This is a genomic window from Paraglaciecola marina, assembly GCF_004360155.1.
Taxonomy (GTDB): Bacteria; Pseudomonadota; Gammaproteobacteria; order Enterobacterales; family Alteromonadaceae; genus Paraglaciecola; species Paraglaciecola marina.
Genome location: NZ_SAIS01000013.1, coordinates 63,518 through 88,811, shown reverse-complemented (window position 1 = coordinate 88,811; position 25,294 = coordinate 63,518). Strand labels below are relative to the sequence as shown.

At 39.8% G+C, this 25,294-nt stretch carries 25 protein-coding genes, 1 tRNA gene and 1 pseudogene; 20 read left to right on the top strand and 7 right to left on the bottom strand.

Annotated features, from left to right (window positions below; genetic code table 11):
- Positions 1 to 786: 786 nt before the first annotated feature.
- The 5 genes from EOK74_RS17295 (at position 787) to EOK74_RS17275 (ending at position 4,141) form a co-directional block, all read left to right on the top strand.
- The gene (locus tag EOK74_RS17295; protein WP_133471361.1) at positions 787 to 2,106 is read left to right on the top strand and encodes a nitrate regulatory protein; all 1,320 of its coding nucleotides are present in this window, start codon (positions 787 to 789) and stop codon (positions 2,104 to 2,106) included.
- A 115-nt stretch (positions 2,107 to 2,221) separates the two neighbouring features.
- A complete protein-coding gene (locus EOK74_RS17290; RefSeq protein ID WP_133471360.1) occupies positions 2,222 to 2,605 on the top strand; it encodes a hypothetical protein in 384 nt (127 codons plus the stop codon).
- A gap of 139 nt (positions 2,606 to 2,744) precedes the next feature.
- Complete coding sequence (locus EOK74_RS17285) at positions 2,745 to 3,098, top strand: hypothetical protein (protein WP_133471359.1); 354 nt, start codon at positions 2,745 to 2,747, stop codon at positions 3,096 to 3,098.
- A 113-nt stretch (positions 3,099 to 3,211) separates the two neighbouring features.
- A complete protein-coding gene (locus EOK74_RS17280) occupies positions 3,212 to 3,730 on the top strand; it encodes a hypothetical protein (protein ID WP_133471358.1) in 519 nt (172 codons plus the stop codon).
- A gap of 75 nt (positions 3,731 to 3,805) precedes the next feature.
- Positions 3,806 to 4,141, top strand: a complete 336-nt coding sequence (locus tag EOK74_RS17275; RefSeq protein WP_133471357.1) for a cupin domain-containing protein — start codon at positions 3,806 to 3,808, stop codon at positions 4,139 to 4,141.
- A gap of 62 nt (positions 4,142 to 4,203) precedes the next feature.
- Here EOK74_RS17275 and glgC read toward each other — a convergent pair whose 3' ends face one another.
- Positions 4,204 to 5,580, bottom strand: a complete 1,377-nt coding sequence (gene glgC / locus EOK74_RS17270) for a glucose-1-phosphate adenylyltransferase (RefSeq protein WP_133471356.1) — start codon at positions 5,578 to 5,580, stop codon at positions 4,204 to 4,206.
- A gap of 728 nt (positions 5,581 to 6,308) precedes the next feature.
- Between glgC and EOK74_RS17265 the strand changes: the two genes are divergently transcribed.
- The 3 genes from EOK74_RS17265 to EOK74_RS17255 are packed head-to-tail and all read left to right on the top strand — an operon-like array spanning position 6,309 to position 9,933.
- Positions 6,309 to 8,942: a M14 family zinc carboxypeptidase gene (locus tag EOK74_RS17265; RefSeq protein ID WP_420818938.1), complete on the top strand. Its 2,634-nt coding sequence runs from the start codon at positions 6,309 to 6,311 to the stop codon at positions 8,940 to 8,942.
- Positions 8,943 to 8,997: 55 nt separating this feature from the next.
- Positions 8,998 to 9,582, top strand: coding sequence for a glutathione S-transferase family protein (locus EOK74_RS17260; RefSeq protein ID WP_133471354.1), 585 nt, complete (start codon positions 8,998 to 9,000; stop codon positions 9,580 to 9,582).
- An 18-nt stretch (positions 9,583 to 9,600) separates the two neighbouring features.
- Positions 9,601 to 9,933, top strand: a complete 333-nt coding sequence (locus EOK74_RS17255; protein WP_133471353.1) for a DUF1244 domain-containing protein — start codon at positions 9,601 to 9,603, stop codon at positions 9,931 to 9,933.
- A gap of 63 nt (positions 9,934 to 9,996) precedes the next feature.
- On the opposite strand, the gene EOK74_RS17250 is transcribed toward EOK74_RS17255, so the two are convergent.
- Complete coding sequence (locus EOK74_RS17250; RefSeq protein ID WP_133471352.1) at positions 9,997 to 10,635, bottom strand: NAD(P)H-dependent oxidoreductase; 639 nt, start codon at positions 10,633 to 10,635, stop codon at positions 9,997 to 9,999.
- Between the two features lie 294 nt (positions 10,636 to 10,929).
- On the opposite strand from EOK74_RS17250, the gene EOK74_RS17245 reads away from it, so the two are divergent.
- Genes EOK74_RS17245 through EOK74_RS17225 form a run of 5 tightly spaced genes read left to right on the top strand, consistent with a single transcriptional unit; the run spans position 10,930 to position 16,046 of the window.
- Positions 10,930 to 11,619 (top strand): ABC transporter ATP-binding protein, encoded by a 690-nt coding sequence (locus tag EOK74_RS17245; protein ID WP_133471351.1) that lies wholly within the window; start codon positions 10,930 to 10,932, stop codon positions 11,617 to 11,619.
- A gap of 5 nt (positions 11,620 to 11,624) precedes the next feature.
- A complete protein-coding gene (locus tag EOK74_RS17240; RefSeq protein ID WP_133471350.1) occupies positions 11,625 to 12,626 on the top strand; it encodes an HlyD family secretion protein in 1,002 nt (333 codons plus the stop codon).
- The gene (locus EOK74_RS17235; protein WP_133471349.1) at positions 12,623 to 13,630 is read left to right on the top strand and encodes an HlyD family secretion protein; all 1,008 of its coding nucleotides are present in this window, start codon (positions 12,623 to 12,625) and stop codon (positions 13,628 to 13,630) included. The genes EOK74_RS17240 and EOK74_RS17235 overlap by 4 nt, the downstream gene beginning before the upstream one ends.
- Positions 13,627 to 14,808, top strand: a complete 1,182-nt coding sequence (locus EOK74_RS17230; RefSeq protein ID WP_133471348.1) for an efflux RND transporter periplasmic adaptor subunit — start codon at positions 13,627 to 13,629, stop codon at positions 14,806 to 14,808. Before EOK74_RS17235 ends, EOK74_RS17230 begins: the two co-directional genes overlap by 4 nt.
- Positions 14,805 to 16,046 carry an ABC transporter permease gene (locus tag EOK74_RS17225; RefSeq protein WP_133471347.1) on the top strand — a complete coding sequence of 414 codons (1,242 nt, stop codon included), beginning with the start codon at positions 14,805 to 14,807 and terminating at the stop codon, positions 16,044 to 16,046. The genes EOK74_RS17230 and EOK74_RS17225 overlap by 4 nt, the downstream gene beginning before the upstream one ends.
- Before the next feature lie 59 nt (positions 16,047 to 16,105).
- Here the strand turns inward: EOK74_RS17225 and EOK74_RS17220 are convergent, their stop codons facing one another.
- On the bottom strand, positions 16,106 to 16,837 hold the full coding sequence (locus EOK74_RS17220) for a siderophore-interacting protein (RefSeq protein ID WP_133471346.1): 732 nt from the start codon (positions 16,835 to 16,837) through the stop codon (positions 16,106 to 16,108).
- Between the two features lie 122 nt (positions 16,838 to 16,959).
- Between EOK74_RS17220 and EOK74_RS17215 the strand changes: the two genes are divergently transcribed.
- Positions 16,960 to 17,385, top strand: a complete 426-nt coding sequence (locus EOK74_RS17215; protein WP_133471345.1) for a MarR family winged helix-turn-helix transcriptional regulator — start codon at positions 16,960 to 16,962, stop codon at positions 17,383 to 17,385.
- Positions 17,386 to 17,476: 91 nt separating this feature from the next.
- Here EOK74_RS17215 and EOK74_RS17210 read toward each other — a convergent pair whose 3' ends face one another.
- Positions 17,477 to 18,031 (bottom strand): carboxymuconolactone decarboxylase family protein, encoded by a 555-nt coding sequence (locus EOK74_RS17210; RefSeq protein WP_133471344.1) that lies wholly within the window; start codon positions 18,029 to 18,031, stop codon positions 17,477 to 17,479.
- Positions 18,032 to 18,188: 157 nt separating this feature from the next.
- Here EOK74_RS17210 and EOK74_RS17205 point away from each other — a divergent pair, with 157 nt between their 5' ends.
- On the top strand, positions 18,189 to 18,776 hold the full coding sequence (locus EOK74_RS17205; RefSeq protein ID WP_239024151.1) for a TetR/AcrR family transcriptional regulator: 588 nt from the start codon (positions 18,189 to 18,191) through the stop codon (positions 18,774 to 18,776).
- Between the two features lie 12 nt (positions 18,777 to 18,788).
- On the opposite strand, the gene EOK74_RS17200 is transcribed toward EOK74_RS17205, so the two are convergent.
- Entirely contained in the window at positions 18,789 to 19,208 is a 420-nt protein-coding gene (locus EOK74_RS17200; RefSeq protein ID WP_133471343.1) for a cytidine deaminase, read from the bottom strand.
- 233 nt (positions 19,209 to 19,441) lie between these two features.
- Between EOK74_RS17200 and nlpI the strand changes: the two genes are divergently transcribed.
- The 5 genes from nlpI to EOK74_RS17175 all read left to right on the top strand — a co-directional run bounded on the left by nlpI (position 19,442) and on the right by EOK74_RS17175 (position 23,540).
- Positions 19,442 to 20,353, top strand: a complete 912-nt coding sequence (gene nlpI / locus EOK74_RS17195; protein WP_133471342.1) for a lipoprotein NlpI — start codon at positions 19,442 to 19,444, stop codon at positions 20,351 to 20,353.
- Positions 20,354 to 20,356: 3 nt separating this feature from the next.
- Complete coding sequence (locus EOK74_RS17190; protein WP_133471341.1) at positions 20,357 to 21,388, top strand: hypothetical protein; 1,032 nt, start codon at positions 20,357 to 20,359, stop codon at positions 21,386 to 21,388.
- 87 nt (positions 21,389 to 21,475) lie between these two features.
- Complete coding sequence (nadA, locus tag EOK74_RS17185) at positions 21,476 to 22,534, top strand: quinolinate synthase NadA (protein ID WP_133471340.1); 1,059 nt, start codon at positions 21,476 to 21,478, stop codon at positions 22,532 to 22,534.
- Positions 22,535 to 22,666: 132 nt separating this feature from the next.
- Positions 22,667 to 23,254 (top strand): HAD family hydrolase, encoded by a 588-nt coding sequence (locus tag EOK74_RS17180; RefSeq protein ID WP_133471339.1) that lies wholly within the window; start codon positions 22,667 to 22,669, stop codon positions 23,252 to 23,254.
- A gap of 196 nt (positions 23,255 to 23,450) precedes the next feature.
- Positions 23,451 to 23,540: transfer RNA gene (locus EOK74_RS17175), tRNA-Ser, on the top strand.
- A gap of 493 nt (positions 23,541 to 24,033) precedes the next feature.
- Here the strand turns inward: EOK74_RS17175 and EOK74_RS21310 are convergent.
- Together EOK74_RS21310 and EOK74_RS17160 are read right to left on the bottom strand one after the other, a co-directional pair.
- Positions 24,034 to 25,056: pseudogene (locus EOK74_RS21310) on the bottom strand (recombinase family protein); the annotation flags it as partial.
- Positions 25,057 to 25,109: 53 nt separating this feature from the next.
- Positions 25,110 to 25,292 carry a hypothetical protein gene (locus EOK74_RS17160; RefSeq protein WP_133471338.1) on the bottom strand — a complete coding sequence of 61 codons (183 nt, stop codon included), beginning with the start codon at positions 25,290 to 25,292 and terminating at the stop codon, positions 25,110 to 25,112.
- Between the last annotated feature and the right edge of the window lie 2 nt (positions 25,293 to 25,294).

Sequence of the window (25,294 nt, the reverse complement as noted above, 5' to 3'; positions counted from 1 at the left end):
GTACAAAGACAGTCATGATTAATAAGGCGGTTACATTTCTATCAACATAAGAACTTAGCTTTGAAAATCACCTCACTAAAAAACTTACAAGAATCTGATGTTTCCCAACACTCTAAGATTTAGAAGAAAGTATTAGTCTCTGAGCTTATCAGGACAGTCATGATAACTTTGCTGGTGTTAGCACAATTCACATTCGAGTAGTTATGAAGAGTATCGTAATTTTATTAGTTTCCTTTTTTCACCTTTAGATGTCATCGCTGAATGTCTTTTCCTTGAAAATCAAACAGAAATAAAAGCAGTCTCGGCTCTTAGAAATCAAGCCATTCTTGTTTTAGATGCAGAGGGAGAAAACTGTGACTCTATCACTGAAAGAGATATACGAACTTCCTGTCAGTGTAAGTACCGAAAAGAGCCTTTAATCAAATTTAAAAATCAATATGATGAAGTGCTTAGTAAACAGCCAGAATATAGCGAAAGAATGGTATGTTTTTCTGAGAATAACCAAGGAATATCTGTAAACTTTATTGCTTATAAGCAAATGGCTTCTTGGTGCATTTAGTGCCAGCCAATCAATCAAGTACGCGCCTTCTACCCCGAGAGTTTAGGCTCTAGAAAAATCTCAGAACAAGATTTTAAATAACATTCATAATATAGGTGTTACCGCTCAACGACTCATACAGGTTACTTAGAACAATAAAATAAGCATAAAAATTGCATTGTTTTTTTATGGCAGAAACCATTTAGCGTTTCATTTAATCCTCATCTTGTAATAAATTCGGATTGTCCATGAACAAGTATAGTGATACTACCAAGCAGTTTTTACTTGCCACTAAACGATCAGAAATAGAAGCTCTGCACCAACTTGCATCAAATTGCCAAGTTATTACTTTTGTTTGTGAGCTGATTCACCAATTGCAGCGTGAGCGGGGTATTTCTAATATCTTTTTAATCAGCAAGTCCACGCGATTTTGCGAACAAAGGCGTAATCAAATAGAAGCAAGCATAAACGCAGAAGAAATGCTTCGAAGCCAACTTAAAGCCAAATACTTACAAGTCAGTGATAGTGCCAGTAACATGCGCTTATTCAACTTAATTGCACTAGCCTTACAAGATATGGATCATGTGCCAAGTTTAAGACGAAAAATAGAAAACCAACTTTTGACAGCTGCCCAATCAACCCGGGCATATTGTCGAGTCATTTCAGCCTTGTTGGCAGTGGTCTTTGAAGCATCTGATGTAGCTAGTGATCCTAAAATTACTCAGCAATTAGTCGCTTTATTTAATTTTATACAGGGTAAAGAGTTTGCTGGGCAAGAACGAGCATGGGGGGTAGTAGGTTTTTCTCAAAGTACATTTGATAAAAGGCTCTGTGAACGAATAAAGCAACTAGAGGTAAGCCAACAAGATAGTTTTAAAACTTTCTTTGAGTTCGCACTTGAGAGCGACAGCCAACAGTGGCAAAGCCTAGAAAGCGCTGATTCAGTTGAGCCACTGTCACAGATGCGAACCATGATCCAGCAATTAGCTAATGGCACACCTATAGCCGCTGAGATAAGCGAAGTTTGGTATGAATTAACTACGGCACGCATAGATAAAATGCATACAGTCGAAGAACAGTTAAGCGCAGGACTGCTCAATCAAACCAAAAGCCAAGTAGCCAAGGTGGAAGATGATTTGCTCAACCATAGAAAACGAGTGAATACTGCTGCAAACAAAATTTCTGATATGGATTATTGGTTGTCTACTCAGCTAACATCAAATGAAGATGCAAAGAACACCCTTCAACAATATGATATAAAGAACCACACTCAAACCGACCAGTTAACTGGTAACCGAGCGTTTTATGACCTGATTAAAGAGCAATCTGATCATATTAAACGGATGGAGCTGGAGCTAGATACAGCAAAGCAAGCATTTGTTGAGCATAAAAAGATCGACCGAGCTAAATTGCTAATCATGCAAGAAATGAATTTTGATGAAGCCGAAGCCCACAGAGTTATACAAAGACGAGCTATGGACGAGCAAACTAGTTTAATGGCTATTTCTGAAACAATTATTAAAACCGCAGCTGCCTTGCATAAAAGTTTGAAGTCTCTTGAGAGTTAAGTAGTCAGCCATAATCAAAATGAACTAATAACAGTTAGTTTTTCTTGTTTTTCGCAATATTAGCCAACAATTTTATTGGTGTTTAGTAAAACGTTAAATTTAAAAGGAGTGTTGTATGAAACGGTATTCAAGCAAAAAACTGAGCTTACTTTTTTTGATTATTCCACTGTATATCATAGGCATAAATTTTGTGCCTCAATTAACCATTTTGAATAGCTCAAACATACGAATTGTAGATGCTAAAATCACAACCCCAAATTCTGATTTGAAATTTTGGTCACTAAATGATGGAGAAGATAAGGAGCTTCATTATTCAATTTTCCAAAAAGAGGGGAAGTATCAATATGACTTTTCTTTAAATAATAATATTACCTTGAGCGGTGAGTGCGGTTTTGTGAATAATTTTGAGTTCGGTAAACGTGTTATATTTTTAGTTAGCGACGACAAAGTAATCTATTCTAATGGTGAAAGTGTCGTATGCGAGACATATGAAATATAGCAAGCGAAGTTTTAGGCGTTAGTGTTATTTACCCTGACAGCCATGACTTAAATGGTTCTGAACTTCGAATTAAAATCTAAGCGCACAATAACGCTTCTTTTTTTGGTTAAGTCAAGCTTGGGGGGGACAGAGGTCACCATTGAAAAATTTTTTAATTAGTATTTCTTTATCGAGTTTTTTAGGTGCAGCAATTTTATTCTTGTCTCCGTATGTCACCGGTGAAATTGAACCGTGGGACTCAAATAATTATTATTACAGCAGCGCGCTACTAATCGCTGGATTTGTAATTTTGTTGGATAGACAAGCCTCATATGAGATTGCTTTTATTGGTATTATACTTGGTCAAGCCTTGTATATGTTTTCTTTTATGCCTGTTGATTCATTAATGGGGATTGGATTCGTTATTATGGCATTTAAGAGCTTGCTGTCTCTGGTTGGGTTAGTCTTAAAGTCGGCTTATCTTAATTTACTGCTTTTGAATGGTAAGTACTGACCAACATAATGTTAAATATCATTATTTTACCAAGTTATTACTCTTTATAGTTTAAATAGAAAGCATTCTCGTTTATAAAGTACGCCATTTTTAAAATACAGAAAATTAAACTAATGGCTGCATCAAAATTACATCTTACGTTTCGCAAATATCATCGTTGGCTTGGCTTTTTCTTAGCGGGAATTATGGGAGTTTACGCTGTTAGCGGAATTCTTCTTATTTTCCGTCCTACTGACATTCTAAAATATGATCAAGTTCAGGTTAAGCAGTTAGAACCAGGCCTTAATAGTAAAGAGCTGCTTCTAGCACTGCGCACTAAGGGGAGCAAAGTAGTATCTGAGACAGATTCAATCATTACCCTTAATGTTGGTGAATACGAAAAATCCAGTGGCACGGCGACAGTGACCCGTAAAGAATATCCTATTGTACTTTCGAAAATGGTAAAGCTACATAAAGCGACTAACAATAGCCCATTATTTTGGCTGAATATTAGTTTTGGCTTAGGGTTGCTGTTTTTTGTGATTTCTGCTTTTTTGATGTTTTTACCTAAGCTGCCCATTTACAAGAACGGCTTAAAAATAGCTGGGGTTGGAGCGCTAGTGGCCGTAGTCGTCGTGATTTTTGGTTCATAGTTTTAACTCGGTAATATGGGGGTATTTGCTGATCCCAAATGGTAATTATAACTCTATTAAAATGAGAGATTAGCTTTGAAAATAACGTCACTAGAAAACATACAAGAATCCGATGTTTCTCATAACTCTCTGATTAAAAAGAAAGTATTAGTTTCTAATGGTGATATTCCCCATATCACTTATTTCTCTAAAGCGGTGTTTCCGCCAGGAGAGTTGGCTAATGCCCATAGTCACAGTGATATGACTGAGGTGTTTTTTATTGAATCAGGTACAGGGGTTATTACCGTTAATGGTGACGATATTCCTTTAGAGGCTGGTATGTGCGTAACCATTGAGCCCCATGACTTACATGAGTTAAATAATACTGGGCCCACAGATTTGGTTGTTTTGTACTTTGGTATTGAAACCTAATAATGGACTCTGTATTTTTAAGGAAGAATATATAAAAGTAGCCACCATAAAAGTGGCTCTTATTAGCCCTCATTAATCGCTAAATTTTTACCGCTTGGCTGAGTATTTTGTATTGAAATGTCAGAGGGTATTTGTTCAACCACTGTTAATTTAGACGTATGTCGTGGCCTGTCTATTTTGTATTCTGACTGGCTTAGGCTATCAATGGCTTCTTGAGTAATTAATATCACGCCTTTATCTGTAACCGTAAAGCCTTGCTGCCTAGCAACGGCTTTATTATCGATTACAAAGTTATCGGGAATGGTGACACCTTTATCAATAATGGCATTTTCTAAGGTAACCATATGGCCCACTGTTACATCGGGTAACAATACGCATTTATCTAGGTTGGTTCCTGTCTCAACTTTACAATTATTCGATAATACTGATTGTCGAACGTAGCAGCTTGTTAAATGACACCCCGAACCTATTAGTACGTTTTCAAGTTCACAAGGGGCTTGATGGGAGGCTCGTGTGATTTTAGTGGTTGTGCCTGCAAACGCGTGCCCGCGAATTGGCCAATTAGGATCAGATAAATTTAATATATCGCTATTATTTAATAGGTCCAGATGGGCGCGCCAATAGCTGTCCAGTGTTCCCACATCTCTCCAATAAGGTATTTGAGTGCCAGTAGGTCCACGAAAACGATGGGCAAAAATTCGACTCTGTTTAATAATGTTGGGAATTATATTTTTACCAAAGTCATGTTCTGAATCAGGTGAGTTTGCATCTTGCTCTAGTAAATCAAGAAGTACATCTGTATTAACCACATAATTACCCATTGACGCTAAGCAATAGTCAGGTGCATCTAATAAAGCATGGGGTGTGGCAGGCTTTTCGTTAAAGGCTGTGATTTTCCCCTTACCATCAGCACTTAATACACCTAATTGATTTGCGGCATTTTTAGTTGGCACTTCTATGCAGGAGATTGTCATATCGGCTGCATTTTTTACATGGGTGGCTAATATTTTTCGATAGTCCATCTGATACACATGGTCGCCTGATAAGATCATCACGTATTTAGGAGCCATTTCTTTTATATATGAAAGGTTTTGATAGCAGGCATCGGCTGTGCCTTGATACCAGTTTTCTGAATGTTGCTGTGAAGCTGGCAGTATATCTAAGCGCCCACCAAAATTGTCATTAAGCGCTCCCCACTGCTGCATTAAATGACGTATTAAACATTGGGATTTATATTGGGTAAGTACTGCAATTCGATTAAGCCCTGAGTTAACACAATTAGACAAAGGGAAGTCGATAATGCGGCAATGGCTGCCAAATTCTAGTACGGGTTTTGCTCGCATTTGGGTGAGTTGTTTAAGGCGAGAACCTTGCCCTCCTGCCAACACAAGCACCATAGTGTTTTCTACTACTTTCTGCACATCTGTAATCGCTTCCATTTTGAGGCTCCTAGTCAAGTTACCCCTGACCTAGGTAACAATAAATTTAGTTGTCTGTTGGTGGGGGCTAACTTAGACATCTTGAGCTTCCCAATTTTCAATTTTCTGATAAGGCTGCTGCTCCAACACTTACATTTAATTTAAAACTAGGCAGAAATAAGCTGCTGCTAGGCTCCAGTGCATGTGTTGTATCTTCTCAATCTCGATTGGTTTTTACTGAAATCAAGGTAGATAAGTAAACATTAGATTTGATAGAGCGTTCTTGATCCGTATCAATGTTTTATATTCTGTTTGAAATTCAAGCAATACATTATCAGCAAAACAGGTAATGTTGAAAATTGGTTCATTATTTTATTGGTACAAACACCAATTCTAATTGCCACATTAGTTAGGTTTTGGATTGTTAAAAATAAGGCTAAACAGGAAATCGAAAATATTGAAAAATTATTAAAGGAATATTGAGATATCTTCCATATTAATATCCTAACTCCTTAGTCAATTTGATTATTAAATTGTATTGTTTCTTTAGCTTGGCATATTTATTTTGTGTTTCAGCTCACAGTAATTGCAGTTGCTATTAAATTCACTTTATTATGATGATCCTTGTTTTAATTGTAATTTGTTAGGAACCTCCCTCGATGAGCTTTAGTTCTTTAGCTGTTTTTCATGGTGTTACTCTTTTATATCGTCGCTGCCTATTTTTAGGCTTTGTTGTTTCTTCTGGCTTAATGAGCTTTCTAGCCCAAGCCGAATACGATCTATGGCCTGGTGCTCAATACAGTGCTGATATCCCCACCCACAAGCAGGTTTTGGGCTATGAAGTAGGTGAGCGAATCACTAATCATGGCGATATGCTTAGGTTTTTTGAAGCCCTAGAGCGTGCAGCACCAGATAGAATTCGTTTATTTGAATATGGTCGCTCATGGGAAGGCCGTAAATTAATTTATGCTGCCATAGGCCAGCCTGAATTAATTAAAGATTTAGAAAGCTTTTCTAGCGACATGCAAAGTTTGTCTGACCCTAGAATTACCGATAAAAACCAAGCTAAACAATTACAAGACGTTCTGCCAAGCTCAGTATGGTTACAATATGGTGTCCATGGCAACGAAATAAGCACGACAGATGCCGCAATGATGACGGCTTACCACCTGCTAGCCGCGCCAAATGAGCCCACCAATAAAAAGATTTTAGATAACAATATTGTGTTCATTGACCCGCTGCAAAACCCAGATGGTAGAACACGATTTACCCAGCGTTATTATGCAAGTGTTGGTATCAGCCATAGCCCTGACCGTTTGTCTGCAGAGCACAACGAACCATGGCCAAGAGGTCGTACAAATCATTACTTGTTTGACATGAACCGAGATTGGTTAGCCCTTACTCAGCCTGAAACTCAAGGTAAGATCAAAGCTCTTAACAAATTTCGCCCACTTGTGGTGATTGACTTGCATGAAATGGGCGGAGACTCTAGTTACTTCTTTGCACCTTCGGCTCAACCATTTAACCCCCATCTTCACCCTAAACAAATTGAGAACATCACCTTAGTGGGCCGTAACAACGGTAAGCATTTCGACAAGTTTGGGTTTGATTACTTTACCCGAGAAGTCTACGACGCGTTTTACCCAGGCTATGGAGATAGCTGGCCAACCTTTTACGGAGCGGCTGCTTCTACATACGAAGTGGGTTCTTCACGGGGTGAAGTTTTCTTAAAGGACAATGGTGAGCTTTTAACCTTTAAAGACACTGTGCATAAGCATTTTGTGGCGTCTATTTCTACCGCAGAGGCGGTAGCAGATAACCGAGCTAAATTACTTAAAGATTTCTATCAGTATCAGGTAGATGCTATTAAAAGTGGTAAGTCTGACAAAAAAGAACGGACTTTTATTTTATCTAACGGCCAAGACAGAGCCACTACACACAAGCTCGCTACCTTGATGGCTCAGCACGGTGTTGAAGTGCAACAAGCGACTGAATCATTTAAAGCCTGTGGTGAAACCTACCAAGCTGGTACGTATATTATCGATACAGCTCAGCCTAGAGGGCGCTTTGTTAAAACTACCTTTACTCAGCAAGTAGATATGTCTGACGCCTTTATAAAAGAACAAGAAAGACGCCGAGCTAGATTGCTACGAGACGAAATTTACGATGTAACTGCATGGTCGTTACCGCTAATGTTTAATGTGGATACAAACACATGCGGTAAAGCCGTTTCAGCTAAAACCATTCAGGTAGAGGCTAGCGATAAACTAGTAGGCAGCGTTGCAAACCTAGATGCAGACGTGGCTTATCTAGTGCCTTGGGGCGATATGGCTTCGGTACACTTTTTAACACAAGCGTTGCAACAAGGCTTGATTGTTAAAAGTGCAGATAAAGCTTTTCAATTAGATTCTAAGCAGTCTTTCCCAGCGGGTAGTTTGATTGTTGAAAACCGCCGTAACGGCGAAGATTTAGCTGTCAAAGTGCAACAAATTGCAGCCGATACTGGCGCTGTGGTAACGGGCGTTGATAGCAGTTGGGTGATAAATGGCCCAAGCTTTGGTAGTGGTGATGTAGTTGATATGCCAGCGCTGAATATTGCTATGGCATGGGATGAGCCGGTTTCTTCTTTAAGTGCCGGTAACTCACGATTTGTTATTGAGCAGCAGCTAAACTATCCGGTTACCGCCATTCGTACCGATAAATTAGGCTCTGGAAATTTGGCCCATTACCAAGTGTTAATTCTACCGTCTGGTCGTTACAGCCAAGCTTTCTCTAAGTCAGCCTTAGATAATATTAAAAACTGGGTTAGTAATGGTGGTGTATTAATTACCTTTGGTGATGCCACTGCATTTGCTGCATCAGCTAATGCTAGTTTGTTAGATGTGAAGCGTGAGCTTGCAGTGACAGACAAAGAAGATTCTGCTAATTCCAAATCTGATTCAGACAGAGTTAAAGGCCAGTTGTTAACCGACAAACAAGCCTTGTTAGATGCCAGCGTTGATGCCAAGCAACAGCCAGACTATGTCGCTGGGATATTAGCGAATATTGAAGTTGATCAGGAACATTGGCTTACCGCTGGTGTCAACCCTAACGTGGTGGCTATGGTCACTGGCCGTAATATTTATACGCCCATTACCCTTACCTCAGGTAAAAACCTAGCCTGGTTTAAGGGCGAAGAGTCGTTATTGGCTAGCGGATATTTATGGCAAGAAAACACCAAACAACTAGCCTATAAGCCTTTTTTAATAGTGCAACCACAAGGTAATGGCATGGTGATTGGCTATACTCAAGAGCCTACTACTCGCGCTTATTTAGATGGGTTAAATCTAATGTTAGCAAATAGTATTTTTAGGGCCGCAGCCCATGCGCAACCAGTTAGATAATATGTTAATTAGCATCTTGTTGATGAATTGATAGCAAAGCACTAAGGACAAATGAATGTTAAAACTTTATGGTTCTACTACGTCTCCTTTTGTACGTCGTATACGTATTTGGTTAGCCAATACTCAGCACGAGTTTGTAAATTTACAGATATTTGCCGAGCAAGATAGAGAGGCGCTAATCGTTAAAAATCCCACCATGAAAATCCCCATGTTAGAGGATGAAATGGATGGCAAGTCGCAGGTGATTTATGACTCGAGAGTGATTTACCGTTACCTGACCGATAAGTTCGCAGACCCAGCTTTGAGTTGGGAGCAAGAAAACCAATTGACCTTAATTGATTCGGCCAATGACTCTTTAGTGCAGATGTTTATTTTGTCTAATTCAGATATTCAAGCAGATGAAGACAAACTGTTTTTTAAGCTCCAAAAAGAGCGAGTAAATGCGGTTTTAGTGCAGTTAAATGAACAGGTAGATAGCGGGTTGTTTTCTAGTTGGAATTACCCCTCAGTGTGTTTATATTGCCTTATAGATTGGATAGAATTTAGAAAACTACACAATATGCAAGGGTTAACCAGTTTGTTGGAGTTTCATGATGAAAACTCACAGCGAATTGAAGTGACAGCCACAGACCCAAGATAATTTTAAAAAAGGCAGCAGATGAATCAAGAACAAAAAACTCAAGCCGAAGCAGCAGCTTTTAGGCATTTACTTAAACATTTAGATGCAAATAAAGATGTGCAGAATATCGACCTGATGATTCTGGCTGATTTTTGCCGTAACTGTTTGGCTAAGTGGTATATGGCTGCAGCAAATGAACAAGGCGCTGAAATGGATTATAACCAAGCCCGTGAAGAAGTGTACGGTATGCCATTTAGTGAGTGGAAAGATAAATATCAATTACCTGCTACTCCAGAACAACTAGCAGGATTTGAAGCTAGGCAAGACGCTAAAAAACTAGCAACTGAACCGTCTACCTCAGGCTGTCAGTAACTTAGTTAGCGGCATATACAAGTTGCATGTGCCGCCACTAGATCCCGTTTTAAAAAGCGGGGTTTATTTTACTTCGGTAACAAAATCCTCTGTATCTCGTCTTACTTTTTTCAAGTCAACAAGCCAGTCGCCAGACTCGGCACGATAACCTATAGGTAGCAACAATACAGATTTCAAACCTTTTTCTTTAAGGTTAAGAATTTCATCTACCTTGTCTGGGCTAAACCCTTCCATTGGTGTGCAATCTACTTTCATCTCTGCTGCGGCAATTAATGCAGTACCTAAACCAATGTAAGCTTGTCTTGCAGCATGTTCAAAGTTGGTTTGCGCATCGCGGCCAGGGTAGGTAGCTAGCAACATTTGACGATAGTTTTCCCAGCCTTCATTTTTAAAGCCACGTTGCTCGTTCACTAAATCAAACATGTGATTAATACGTTCGCTTGTGTAATTGTCCCATGCTGCGAATACTAATAAGTGCGAGCCATCGGTAATCTGTGCTTGGTTCCAAGCATGAGGTACGATCTCAGCGCGAACATCAGGATTAGTCACCACTATCACCTCGTAAGGTTGTAAACCACTAGAGGTAGCAGTTAAGCGAATAGCTTCTAATATAAAATTGATTTTTTCATCACTGACGGCCTTAGCAGGATCCATCTTTTTAGTGGCATAGCGCCACTGTAGGTTTTCTAATAATACAGACATCTAATACTCTCGATTGGCCTAGGGGGAGAACGTTTTGGGAGGTAGCACTAACGTTCTAGTTTGTCATCTGTATTAGTATGGGCGGCTCTAAGGGATATCAATGGAGTAACAATAAACTACTAGGTATCAGGAAGGGGACTTTTTACATCTAGGCTGCAGTTTTAAAAAAATACTCCCAAAATACATATTTTGAAACATATGAAACACTTCAAAACCTTCGTTTAGGTGCAGCCTAATTGATACTTATTCAGTATCTGTATATGGTTAATACAAGACTCCTAATATCAAATTATTATGCTTGAACTTCGTAACATAGCTAAGTCTTTTGCTAACGGCACTGAAGTTGTCCATGCACTGAAAGACATTTCTTTATCTATCAGGCAAAACGAATTCGTTGCCTTTATGGGCAGTTCGGGTTCGGGTAAGTCAACACTTATGAATATATTGGGGTGTTTAGATACACCTAATAACGGTCAGTATTTCTTAGATAACAAAGACGTTGCCACTATGGATGACGATACTTTGTCTGGTATCCGAAATAAGCATATAGGATTTATTTTTCAAACCTTCCATTTATTACCTAAGTTAGATGCTATCGAAAACGTCAAACTGCCTTTGCGCTATAGCAATATCTCAGAGGAAGACGCTAACCAACGTGCCCATGACTTGCTCGATAAAGTGGGATTGGGGCATCGTAAAACCCATAAACCATTTGAAATGTCTGGAGGGCAACGCCAAAGAGTCGCCATCGCGAGAGCGTTAATTAACCAGCCAACAGTTGTGCTTGCTGATGAACCCACTGGTAATCTTGATAGTAAAACTTCACTCGAAATCATGACTTTATTGACTGAATTACATCAGCAAGGACAAACCATAGTCATGGTGACTCACGAAGACGATATCGCGACCTATGCTCAGCGGGTGATCACTATGCGTGACGGTCAGGTTCTAACTGATAGTCAACTAGAAGTTAAAAAGGCTTGATATTAATGAAAGTAAAAATGACTATTTTTATTTTATTGGGACTATTCACAGCACAGGTCTCAGGGAGTGAACAGCCTTTAATATTAACAGGGATTATTACGTCTTCAGATAATCAGGTAGTAACTGCTCCTAAAACTAATCGTTGGCAAGTGCAGATTCAGTGGATGGCTGAAGAGGGCAGTATTGTTAATAAAGGTGAGTTAGTAGCCGTATTTGACTCAGGGGGAATTGAATCTCAATTAGAAGAAAATCAAGAGAAACTTGAGACGCAATCCTTGGAGTTATTGCAGCTAGAGATGGAACAAGAGCAAGCGGTATTAGAAGCCGAAGGCAGAGTCAAACTCAGTTCTATTATGGTACAAAAAACAAGAATTGAAGCTTCTGTACCTGATGGTGAAGTGAGTGCTTATGAAAAAGGTAAAAGTGTTATTGAATACGAGAAAGCCCTAACAGAGAAGATTAAAGCTCAACAAAGTTATGCACTTGCCTTGGAAGAGCAACAAGTAGAAGTACGTAAAAAGAAAATTGAAATTATCAAACTAAAAGAAAATATCGCATATCAAATCAGCCAGTTAGATAAGTTAAGTGTTAAGGCTCTAGTGACTGGCCCTGTCACCCATGCCATGCATAGGTGGTCTTCAAAAAAAATTGAAACAGGAATGAATATTCAAGCCAGTTGGGATGTATTGACTGTGCAGGCCGCCGCAACTTATCAAGTGAGTGCTTGGCTACATGAAGTTGATGCCGCCAGAGTTGATTTAACAAACAGTGAATATAAGCTCACATTAGATGCGTATCCTGAACAGAGCTATAGCGGCAAGGTATTAGCTGTTTCTAGTCAGGCTGAGCAAAAAGCACAATGGAGTGATAGCGCTTACTACCGGGTAGAAATAGGGTTTGATGATGAGCTCAAACGAAGGTTGTTTCCGGGGATGAGCGTCAGAGTTAAGATGACACCTAAGGCCATTGCTCAGCACTCAGACGCTCAAAGGGAGCAACCATTATGAAGCTCAAGTTAAGTATGATTATTTGCAATATCAAAGGTTTGGTATTATCTCTAAGCGTAATAATGTTGGGTTGTGGTTCTGAGCCCGATGTGATTCAAAAAACAATAGAAGAGTCCAAAGTAACAGCGTCTGCTGAGCTTATCTCGCTTCACAATGCCTCCATTGGCCCGCCTAACGTATCGCGCATGTGGCAATACAAAATTCAAATGATCGCCACTGAAAATAAGCAGGTTGCAAAGGGCGATATTATTTTAGTGTTTGATGGTCAAAAGTTAAAAACGAACCTAATTGACAAAAAAAGTAAGTTAAAAGCTGCCATTAAAAAATCAGAAAGTGACAAGTTAAAAGATGAAGCCAGAAAGCAAGACCTGATCTTGGAGCTTGCAGAAGCAAAAATGGAATATCAAAAAGCTAAACGTAAAGCAGAAATAGTAGATGCTTCAAGTTCAAAAATCGAACGTTTGAAGCAACAAGCAGATTTTCAATATCAAACAGAAAACCTATCTCAAGCCCAACAAAAATTAGCTCACCATGAAAAAGCCATGTTAATTAACGTGCAGGTTGCAAAGGGCACCATTAAGGGCTTGCAAAGTAGAGTGGACAATATTCAACAAGAGATAAGTAAGCTTAGCGTAAAAGCGCCTAAAGATGGCTTAGTAATGTACCTTGAAAATTGGGAAGGGGAAAAACCAGCGGTAGGCGAAACAGTTTACATGGGGCGCAGTTTGTTGCAGTTGCCCTCTTTAGATGCGGTGGCTTTGAAGGCTGAATTTGCAGAGCCAGTTAAGGCCAAATTAAGTGAAGGGCAAACCGTAAAAGTTATTTTTGAGGCTTACCCAGAAATGTCTTATTTAGGCTCTATTTCAAAGTTAGGGCAGTCGTTTTATTCAAAAAGTGCCAATAACACTAAAGTGATATTTGATGCACAAATTGAACTTGGAGAACAAAGGCCAGAAGTGATGCGCCCCGGTATGAAAGCAAAAATTGAAGTGGTAGGTACATGAATAGATTAGCTTGTTTAGGGAGCTTTTTATTACTACTCGTTAGCTGCACGAGCGAACAAAAACTAAGTGTGCCGGTATATGAGGTCCAAGAAAAACCCTTCGCGGTTGTTATTCCTGCTCATGGTGAGCTAGAAGCTGCCATTGCTAAAAGTATCAATGCACCTGGGCGTAGCCCTATGATTATTGACTGGTTAGCTGAAGAAAATAGTTGGGTGACAAAGGGGCAGATTGTGGCAAGGTTTGATGCAGAACAAATCTCTCTGGATAGCCGCAAAGAAGAGCTAGACATGATGCTGCTAGATATGGATATGCGGCAACAATACGCAGAAGAGATGCAGCAGCAAGGTGAACTTAATTCTGACAAAGCTTTGGTAGGTAAAGAGTTCACCTTTGTTGATACCTTTGCAATCGATGATTTAAGGTTATATTCCAAACTAGAAATTATTGACACCTTGTCCAATCGAGATTATCTGGGGGCCAAAGAAGAGTTTATTGAGTGGAAAGAAAGCAGTATAGATGAACGTAACCAAAGTGCTTTAGACGTACTAAATATTAAAAAAGGGGGGCATCAGGAAAAGTTTCAACAGCATCAAGCAGCCTTGGCCCAACTAGAGGTACTTGCTCCTTATGACGGTATGTTGGTTTATGAAAAAAACTGGCGAGGTGATAAAGCCAGTATTGGGCAAACTGTCTTCCCTGGACACACAATAGCAAAAATCCCCAACCTCACTAAGATGCAGGCACGGCTCTTTGTGTTAGATAAAAATGCCATTAATTTAGAGTCAGGGCAAAACGTTACGCTTACGTTAGATGCTTATCCAGATAAACAATATACCGGACAGCTACAGTCAGTCTCGGGCTTTTCTAGGACCATAAAGCGCGGTAATCCCACTAAATATTTTGAGTTGGTAGTGTCTATTCAGGAGCAGTCGCCCCTATTACAACCTAGTGTCAAAGTATCTGCATCTATAAATGTAAGTGAGCCAAAAAATAAAATAGCGATCCCATTACAGGCCATCTTTAATGAAAAAAGTGAGAATTACGTTTACAAGAGAGAGGGAGCCAAGTTTGTGCGGCAGAAAGTTATAACCGCCATTAAAAATCTACACTTTGTGGAAATAATTGATGGTTTGGATGCGGGTGATATTATTGCTCTCAGTGTGCCGGAGGCGGTATGAATAGTAACTTTTTATTGTTAGTTAAAGATGCCTTAATTGAGATGGCCTCCCACAAGTTGCGTACTCTGTTAACCCTACTAGGTATGATTTTTGGTGTTGGTGCAGTGATCGCTATGCTCAATATTGGAGAAGGTGCCGAACGCCAAGCCTTAAAAATGATTGACTCTATGGGCCTCAGAAACCTGATTGTAGAAGCTAAACCTTTTGCTGATGATGAATTAAAAGAAATTCGCCAAGAGTCACAAGGATTAACTTTGGCTGATGTAGAAGCCGCTATGGAAACCTTGCCATTCCTAGAAGATTACAGTGCCCAACATCTAGTGAAAGTCCAGTCTCTATACAGTGATTACGAAATCGCAGATCTTAAAGTGGTTGGAGTAAGTAGTAGTCATTTTGGCTTGTCAAACTTGCAAGCAGAAACTGGCAGAGTGCTAACCGCACAAGACAACAATAATGTTTCCCAAACTGCGGTTATTGGCGCTAGTGCAGCGGAACAATTATTCCCAAATGTGAGTGCCATTGGGCAGTATATTAAAGTAAATCACCTTTGGTTAGAGGTGGTGGGAGTATTGAATAATCCGCTTTATGACAAGGATGAATTTCAAGGGGTAAAAATAGGCGGTGACAGTGCACGAATTTTTGTACCTTTAAGCACAAGTTTGAAAAAACTAAGTAGTCCTATTTTAGCCAGTGAACTAGATGTAGTAAAACTCAAAGTGGCGGAATACATTGACCCTGTGGTTGCCTCTAAAGCAGTGTCACAGCTGTTTGAATTGCGCCATGGCGGTGCTGATGACTACCAACTTGTTATTCCAGCAGCACTCTTGGCGCAACAAAAACAAACTCAGCAAATATTCAACATAGTGATGGCCTGTGTTGCAGGCATTTCTTTATTAGTTGGGGGCATTGGTATTATGAATATTATGCTTGCTAATGTGTTAGAGCGTACCAAAGAGATTGGTTTACTAAGAGCCATAGGTGCAACTCAAAAAAATATAAAGATGCAGTTTATTGCAGAGAGCTTTTCGATTTCAGTATTAGGCGGTTTGTTAGGTGTGGCCTTTGGTCTAATTTTATCTGAAATTATTGGCTTTTATTCGGGTTGGTCAGTGAGCTGGTCAATCACGGCTATCTTTTTATCTTTAGGTATCTGCTTATTGGTTGGCATAGGGTTTGGTGTTTATCCTGCCATTAAAGCATCGCAGCTTAATCCTATTGATGCGTTACATAGCGATTAGTTAGTTTTAGTACTTAGAATTACAAGCACTACAGTTGATAAGCCGAGAATGTTCTGCATTCACGACTTTTGTTTTTTATTCCAGTAAGCGCTGGCGTATATTTTTGATTTATCGTATTCGCAGTGCTCATTCAGATGTGTCTTTAATTGACGAACTACACCGGCTTCAAGGGCGATAAAAATAGCCGTGTTGGCTAGGTCTTTAGGTTGGGCCTGTAGTGCCTTTAAAAATTCATCAGTCAGTTTGTTTTTAGTGACTAACCACTGCACATTCACTCCTGTTGGGTGAGAAATGGTTTGAATATCTTGTTCTGTGGGTACTTGTATCCATGCATGTCCTAGCGCATTTTCTGGTAGTTTTTCTAAGGTTGCTGCTATTGCAGGTAGGGCTGTTAAGTCACCGAAAAACAAATGTCTATTTGCATGAAAGTCTGCATGTTTAACCTCTCCTGGGCCAGCAATGCCTAAATAGTCATTCACTTTGGCATTGGCAGCCCAATTTGTTGCTAAACCCAGATGGTCATTTATTGCAAAGTCTAGCGTTAGGGTTAAGGTTTTTGCATCGAAATATCTTACCGTGTAAGAGCGCATCCACTTTTTAAATCCTAAATACATTCCAAGTTTAGGTGATTTGTTTGGGGTATCTGGCTTGGGGAAAATGACCTTAACATGAGCGCTTTCTTTATCAACAGGGAAGTCTTCTAGTGAGTCACCCGTTAATACGATTCTTCGCATATGGGGTGATAAATCTTCAATTGATAACACTTGAGTCATTCGCATTTTAGGGCCCATCACATCCTCCTGTTGGTATTTAGTTGCAACTCATTAATAAAATAAGTATGGTTGACTTTATCTACTATATATAAAAAGATGATAAAGTCAACTATGTTGGGTTGTTTTTCCAAGGAGTTTCAGTGAATGTAAACGAGGCGCTGTTTAGCTTAATGCATCTTGTGCGAAATAATATGAGTCAAAGGTTAAAAGCTATTGACCAAAATTTGTCACCTATGCATATGAAATCATTAAAAATAATTTCGAATATAGAAGAGTGTACCGGGCAGAAACTAGCTAATTTTATAGGTCGTGATAAAGCTCAAATTAACCGCTTGATAAAAGAGTTAGTACTACAAAAATTGCTCATTAAAAAAGATAATCCAAAAGACAAAAGAAGTCAGTTATTAGCATTAACAGATTCAGCAAAAGAGCTAATTGAAGAGTTTACTAAGGTAGAAACTGAGCTTGCAAAGGTAATGTCTACTGATATCGAGCCTGAAAAAATAGACGAGTTTATTGTGGTGTCTCAAAAGCTAAAAGCTAATTTAGAAAAGCTAAATACTTAGGTTTGAATACTGGGCTAATCCCCATTTTAAAAAAGAAAACACCTACTTGTAAAAGCAGGTGTTTTTTAAGAAGTGCTGAGTTTAGATACCCTTAGGCTTTCTTTTCCCATGCAAACTGTGCAAAAGCATCGTCAACTGGTGTTTTCGCTAAATGGTTTGTGTAGTTACTCATAACTTTTTGAGCTAGGCCCAACACTATATTTAAAAGGTTTTCAGACGTATAACCTGCGTCATAAAAAGTTTGTACTTCTTGCTCTGATAACACACCACGGTTACGTACAACTAACAAAGTGGTGTCCTGTAATACCTGTAGTTTTTCTGTTGGCATAGCTTCTTGGTTACGAAGGGCTTCAGTTAGCTCAGGGCTAACTTTCATCATATGAGCAATACCAGTATGTGCTGGTACACAGTAATGACAACCGTGCTCAACATTAATGGTTTGCCATACAACTGTTAGCTCTTCTGCGTCAAAAGATGTTTCGCCAAATAATGTGTGAAGTACTTTATAACCCTCTAGCATTTGCGGAGACTCAGCCATAGCTGCGTGCAAGTTAGGTAACATGCCAAAGTCTTTTACTGACTGTTCAAGCATAGGTTTACTTTTTTCTGGAGCAGATTCAATTGTATGTAGTTTGATATCGTTCATGGTTATTTCCTAGTCAAAATTAAATGTCATAGTTCGGATGAAGCTAAGTGGCTTCTATGTGTTGGGCACAATATATCTGTACTTGAACGATTGTTCAAGTTAAAGTTGAACAATCGTTCAGATTCGTATTGGGTGATGAACTTACTGATGAGAGTTGATGATGAGAAAAAACGCTAAATTTGACCGAGCAGAGGTAGTAAATAACGCCACTAAGCTATATTGGGAAAAAGGCTTTAATGGTACATCTATGCGTAATCTACAAGATGTAATTGATATGCGCCCAGGTAGTATTTATGCCACCTTTGGCAGTAAAGAAGGTTTGTTTAAAGAAGCCCTTAATCGTTATGCAGACATGGGGATAGAGGAATTACTAGCCTGTAGGAAAGCCGTGGACTCGCCTTTAAAAGCCCTTAAATTATTTATGAAAAGTGCTGTGTTAGATTACACCAATAGCGCACCCAGCAGAATGTGTATGTTAGCGAAAACCATGGGTGAGTTAACTGAAGATAATGCCGATTTGTTACAAGAAGCCAAAAGGTTGCTGGCTAAAATTGAAGCTGAGTTTGTAACATTACTGCAAGAAGCCCAAGAGTTAGGCGAAGTTGATAGTAATAAAGATGTTCATAAACTTGCTCGGCATATTCAGGTGCAAACTATGGGCTTGCGCACCTATGCCAAAGCGTGTGATGACCACACTATTTTAGAGACTATGGTGGATGATGTATTTAAACATCATCCGTTTTAGGTCAGTCTTACTTTAGGATTCTTTCTTTTCGAACCCAAATGCCAAAGGCAGTAATTCAGAGAAGTTAACGGTTTTTACTTCGCCGTTTTGTTTAGCTAAGTGAACAAGGGTTTGTTCGTTTGCGAACTCTGCAATTTTTTGGCGACAGCCGCCACAAGGAGGGCAATAGTCATCGTTTGGGCTTAGGATTAAAATTTCGCTAATGCTTTGACTGCCAGACACCACCATTGATGATATGGCTCCTGCTTCAGCACATTGTCCTAATGGGTAAGAGGCGTTTTCTACGTTACAGCATGCATGATGTTGATTTTTGTCATCAATGATCGCTGCGCCTACTTTAAAGTTTGAATAAGGTGTGTAGGCTTTAGATTGTGCTTTTGTAGCAAGCTCAAATAATGCTTTTTGTTTTTGTTGTGTGTTTGCCGCTGTCATTCAACATTTGTCTCAAAATTGTCGGCTGCTAAGTGTGCGACATTATTTAGGTTGGAATCAAGCCCCGTGATACTTTAGTTAGTGTACCTAAGTGGAAACTTTACTTTTACCACTAAATAAGAGACTCTTAATTTATCTAATTTGTTTGCTATTTAAATTGGACTTAGTGAAACTACTGTTAGCTTCATAGGTCAAATTATTAACTTTTTTCAGGTCAAGATCACCCAATCATTATGTATATCCGATTAGCCGTTTTATCTATTTTCAGCATTTTGTGCGTTAGCTGTGCAAATACCTCCTCTACAATTGCGGATGGCTCGGGGCAGATGGGCAACTTATTGCTGGCTGAGCCAGCTCCTATGAATCAACGCTCACAATTGGCTATAGCTCGCTACAGCCACATTTTAGGGAGCACAGATATAGAAAATGAGCAAAGGGCTCAGTTGTTACATCAAAGAGGCGTGCTGTACGACAGCGTAGGTTTATCTGGTTTAGCCCAGTATGACTTTAATCAAGCACTTCGTTTAAAACCTGATTTAGCAGAAGCTTATAATTCGATAGGTGTGCATTACACCCAACAGATGGATTTTATCCAAGCTTATGAGGCGTTTGATGCCTCATTAGATATTAATCCAAAAATGGAGTTCGCCTTTTTAAATCGCGGTATCGCTTTATATTATGGCGGTCGTCCTGATTTGGCGGTTGAAGATTTCGGTAAATTTTATAGCAAAGATGCGACTGACCCTTACAGAGCTATTTGGAGTTACTTAGCTGCCAGCGAATTAGACAGTGCTCAAGCCCTTTTAGAGTTGACAGAGTTGCGCAAAAACCTCAATCAGCAAAACTGGGCGACACAAATTGTTGATCTATATCTTGGTAAAATTACTGAAAATCAATTGCTTAGCGTATTAATTGGCGGAGTTGAAAGCCAACAACAATTAACAGATCGTTTATGTGAGGCTTATTTTTATCTAGGTAAATATCATGCGGCTCGCGGTAATCGTGGCGTAGCTTCTAATTATTTTAAATTAGCATTAAGCACTAACGTATTTGAATATGTAGAGCATAGATATGCTCGTTTAGAACTAAGCTTATTACGTGAAAATGCTGATAGTCCAGAGACCGAATCTACAAAAATACAATAAGCAATGATCGCTGGTATTAAAAGGGGGCTGGCTTTTTGTCTTGCTGTGCTCCCACTTTATCTTTTGATTTTTCATGACTTTACCCCGCAACATGATACATCGTCAGAGCCCTTATTTGTCACAAAAGCCTCAAGTAAAGCAGCACTAGCCAAGGTTGTAGACTTGTGGAGTAACCATGAGTACTCGGCGGCTAATCGGGCTTTGGCGGAGATTAACCCCCTTGACCAACCCTTAGTGAGTTTATATCAGCCTTATATCGATGATTATTTGGGAAATAGGAAAAACCATAGATGGGAACAACAAGGTGCGTACCCTCCCAGTTGTAAGCAAAAACTATTATTTGTCACGGGCGAGCTAGAATCACTTCATCAAGCTAATCAATTTAAACAGCGTCTTTCTGACGATAAACGGCTTGGCACCTTACCCATTTGCGTACACCAGGTAACATTTTTTGACCCTGATACTGTGTTGTGTCAGAGCAACTGGCTTAAAAGAGGGCGATTGGGCTGCGACCTATTGTCGTTTGCTAAGCAATTGAAAAATATTGATTTTACCCATTTAGTTATTTTTGCAGATGAGGGTAAAGCTAATGTTCATAACGGTATTATGTTTTTAGATAAACAAGATACCTATGATGTGTTTGTTCACGAATTAGCTCATTTTTCTGGGTTTATTGATGAATATCCTCTCAGTGCGGGTTTAGCAAAAAGAGTATGTGCGGGAGTTGATGCACCCAACTTAATCTTTAAAAATGCAGCCGAAAAAGCCAATCCAAGTACAGAATACTTGGCACGAACCTGTGACAATCATGCTGCCCAAGCCTTTAAAGCATCGAGTCAGCTAACCTTTATGGAATACCATGATTTAGCTTATATTCCTCAGCATTATCTTAGTGCTTGGAAAACCTTGTTGAATAACCTTCCTAAGCACCCCTCTGCCCATTTGAATTTTGCACAGCTTTACGAGGAGGCGAATAATCAAAATGATAGTCAGTTTTGGCGAAAAGAATATCAATCATACTTAGCAGGTATTTGATGGATCGGCTTGATATATGTCATTTTCGTTACAGATAGGTATAATACTCGGACAATTTAGTTTCTTCCAAAGTACTTATTTACAATTATGTCTCAGGTATTTGCTGTCGAGCCAATCGACTATCCTTTTCCCGCTAAACCTACTCCTCTTAATGTTGCTCAGCAGCAGCATTATGTGCAGGAAATAAAAACACTATTGAAGCAAAAGAATGCGGTACTGGTTGCCCATTATTATACTGATCCCGAAATTCAAGCATTAGCCGAAGAAACCGGGGGCTGTATTTCTGACTCATTAGAAATGGCTAGATTTGGTCGTGATTGCGACGCCGACACATTAATCGTTGCAGGCGTGCGATTTATGGGCGAAACCGCTAAAATTCTAAGCCCAGAAAAAACCGTATTAATGCCCACATTAGATGCGACCTGCTCACTAGACTTAGGTTGCCCAGCTGAGCAGTTTTCTGCCTTCTGTGACGCTCACCCTGACCATACGGTAGTGGTATACGCTAATACATCAGCAGCAGTGAAAGCCCGTGCAGATTGGGTAGTGACCTCTAGTATTGCCCTTGAAATTGTTGAGCACCTAGATAGCTTAGGAGAAAGAATCATCTGGGGCCCCGACAGGCACCTAGGTGCATACATCGCCAAAGAAACCGGTGCAGACATGTTGTTATGGCAAGGTGAGTGTATTGTTCATGACGAGTTCTCAGCTAAAGCCCTAAGAGATATGCAAAACTTGCATCCAGACGCTGCAGTACTGGTACACCCAGAATCTCCCGCCAGTGTGGTTGAGATAGCCGATGCGGTTGGCTCAACGACTCAATTAATTAATGCTGCTAAAAGTTTGCCCCATAAGAAATTCATTGTGGCTACCGACCGCGGGATTTTTTATAAAATGCAGCACGCAGCCCCCGATAAAATCCTATTAGAAGCGCCAACAGGCGGTAACGGTGCAACCTGTAAAAGCTGCGCCCATTGCCCGTGGATGGCCATGAATGGCTTACAAGCCATACATCAGTCTTTAACTGAAGTTAGTGGTCACGAAATATTTGTTGATGACACATTACGCCACAAAGCACTCATACCATTAAATAGAATGTTAGATTTTTCAGCAGAGTTAAAAATGAGGGTGACAGGTAACGCTTAATCGTTAGCTGCAATAAATAATTCATAAAAAGTCAGCAGTGCTGGCTTTTTTAGTTTTAGCCAAGCTGTAAACTAGTTAATCTGAACGTGAGTTCTAAATACTCTTTTTACATTCAACACTTTGGAGTTACCTATGCTTGATTTAAGCCGTTACAAAGGAATTGTCTTTGATATGGACGGAACCATTATTGATTCGATGGGGACCCATAGCATCGCGTGGCGAAAAACCTGTGAAAAATACGGTTATCCATTCGATGCTGATTATCTTTATGGCTTGGGTGGCGTGCCTACCAATGAAATCGTAAAGCTTCTCAATGAAAAACATCAAATGAGCCACGACCCAGATGAAGTGGCAGTATTTAAGCGTGAGACCTTCAACCAACTTAAAGACAAACCAGTGGTGATAGAAGACACCTTTGAGGTTATGCAGCGCTATCAAGGCAAACTAAAAATGGGGGTTGGCACTGGTGCTGACCGTAACAATGCTATGACCTTGTTAACTGACTCTGGTTTGCTAGAACGCTTAGAAACTGTAGTGACGTCAAGTGATGTTACTTATGGTAAACCACACGGTGAAACATTTATCACAGTAGCAACTAATATGGGGTTAGAGCCAAGTGATTGCGTAGTATTCGAAGATACCGAAATAGGCCGAAAAGCCGCTAAAAATGCTGGTATGGATTGTATAATGGTAATAAACGGTAAAATAGAATTACCATAGCTTGCTTGATTAATAACCGTATCAACCTAGTTACAGCAGTTAACACTTGCGAACCTGAGCGGTTTTCCCTAACATACGCGCCACTTTGTAAGAATGGCAGTTAGCCACAAGTTGTTTTTACAAAAATTACCGGTGTAAAGCGGTTACCTAACGCTTAAGCTTACTGTTAAAGCTTTGAAATAAGGTATGAAATTTAGGAGAGGTGGCTGAGTGGCTGAAGGCGCACGCCTGGAAAGTGTGTTTAGGGTTAAACCTAACGAGGGTTCGAATCCCTCTCTCTCCGCCATTTTGGAATCGTGGCTATCGAATTCCTTCAAAGCCTTGAAGGGTACTGAGATAGCGGCGGTTCGAAAACCGGTTTTTCGGTCATATCGTAAAGAGTCGGAAAAAGCTAATTTTAGTACGGCTCTCTTGTACGAAACCTCTCTGCTAGCCCAGAAAAACCAAGGTTTTTTCAAGAATTCTAATCCGGTTCGAAAACTTTTATCAAAATCCAGTATAGGCTCATCGAATCGATTGATTTTGTCTTCAATCTCGACTTTTTGAGCTTCTATTTTTTCGATTTTTTGTTCGTAAGCAGCTATAGCTTGCGGCAGATATGTATCAACTAACTTATCAATAGTTTTCTGTTGAAATGATTCTAATTGACCAAGCTCTTCGCTAAGCTGTTTTTTGTATTTGTCTTTATTCGATTGAATATCATCCCATAAGTCACGCAAAATGATTTCAGCAACATTTCCCAATTCTTTTGTTGGTACGAGTGTTTTCAGCAGCGCTTCAAATTCACTTTCCAGCTTTTCTCTGCGTATTGATTTGGCATTACTCGGGCAGCCCTTTGTGCGACAAAGATAATATGGGTAGCGAGTATTTCTGCCTTTACTCCAATTCGCTGTCAAAGGTTTATCGCAATCTGCACAATTGACGGCACCACGTAGGATAAAATCAGCGTTTAGGTCAGTGCGAGTCGCGGCATGTTTTTTCTTACCATGTAAGCGCTCTTGGATTTTGTAAAAAGTGGCTAGACTGATTAGTCCTTCGTGCTGCCCATTACGTCTGCTTATGCCTCTTTCGGGTATTTCAACCATCCCCGCGTAAACAATGCTGGTCAGTATTCGTCTTATTCTATCAGGGTGTATCTCTCTCCCTTTATTGTATGTCTTAGGAAACTCTGGGCAGGTTTCCAAGTAGCGCTTTACTTCCATTTGGGTTTGATAATGCCCAGAGGCGTAGCCTTCCAATGCATTTTGTACAAAGGTGGCGATTGGCTCATCACGCTCTAAAATACGCGCTTTATTCTTTTCTGTTTGAAGTTTGAAGCCAACAGGTGCGCGATACCCCCAGAAACCCGCCTCGAACCGTGCGTTAACTTTTTGATAGGTTTGACGCGCAAGCTGCCTACGCTCTAAATGCCCACCTGCGGCCACAATGGTTTCATAAAACTCCCCTTCCGGCGTGTCATCAAAATTGAAGTTTAGGCATTCCACACGAACACGCATACCGTCTAACTTTTCACGCAAAGAAAGATAATCTTGGGTGTTTCGGCTAAGCCTTTTCAAATCATCAAAGATAACGACATAGCGCTCATTTGGATTGGCTTTAATGTGTTTAAGCATATCCACCATGCCTTTGCGGTGCATAAAGCTACCGCCGCCAGAAATATCGTCAGGAAAGACATTTTCGACCTCGTAGCCATGCTGAACGGCATGTATTTCACAGCGCTTTTGTTGGCTGGACAATCCAGAGCCATGACTTGATTGTCGCTTTGTACTGACGCGACAATAAATGAGGGCTTTTTGTGTCATAGGCATACTCCTTACTTTCGATACTCAGTGGATCGTTAATGTTGCAAATTTACTTATTCTTGATCAGCTTTTTCAAAAATATTGGGAAAAATATTGTTGATAGAATTTACTCCGTGTCCCAATTCAGCGAATAATTTCATGATATGCCAGAGTGCAAAAAGTAACTCGTCCTCTTGCTCTCTCGTCATATCGAAACTTGCTAAGTTTTCACGGTATTTGTCAGGGTTGCATTTCATAA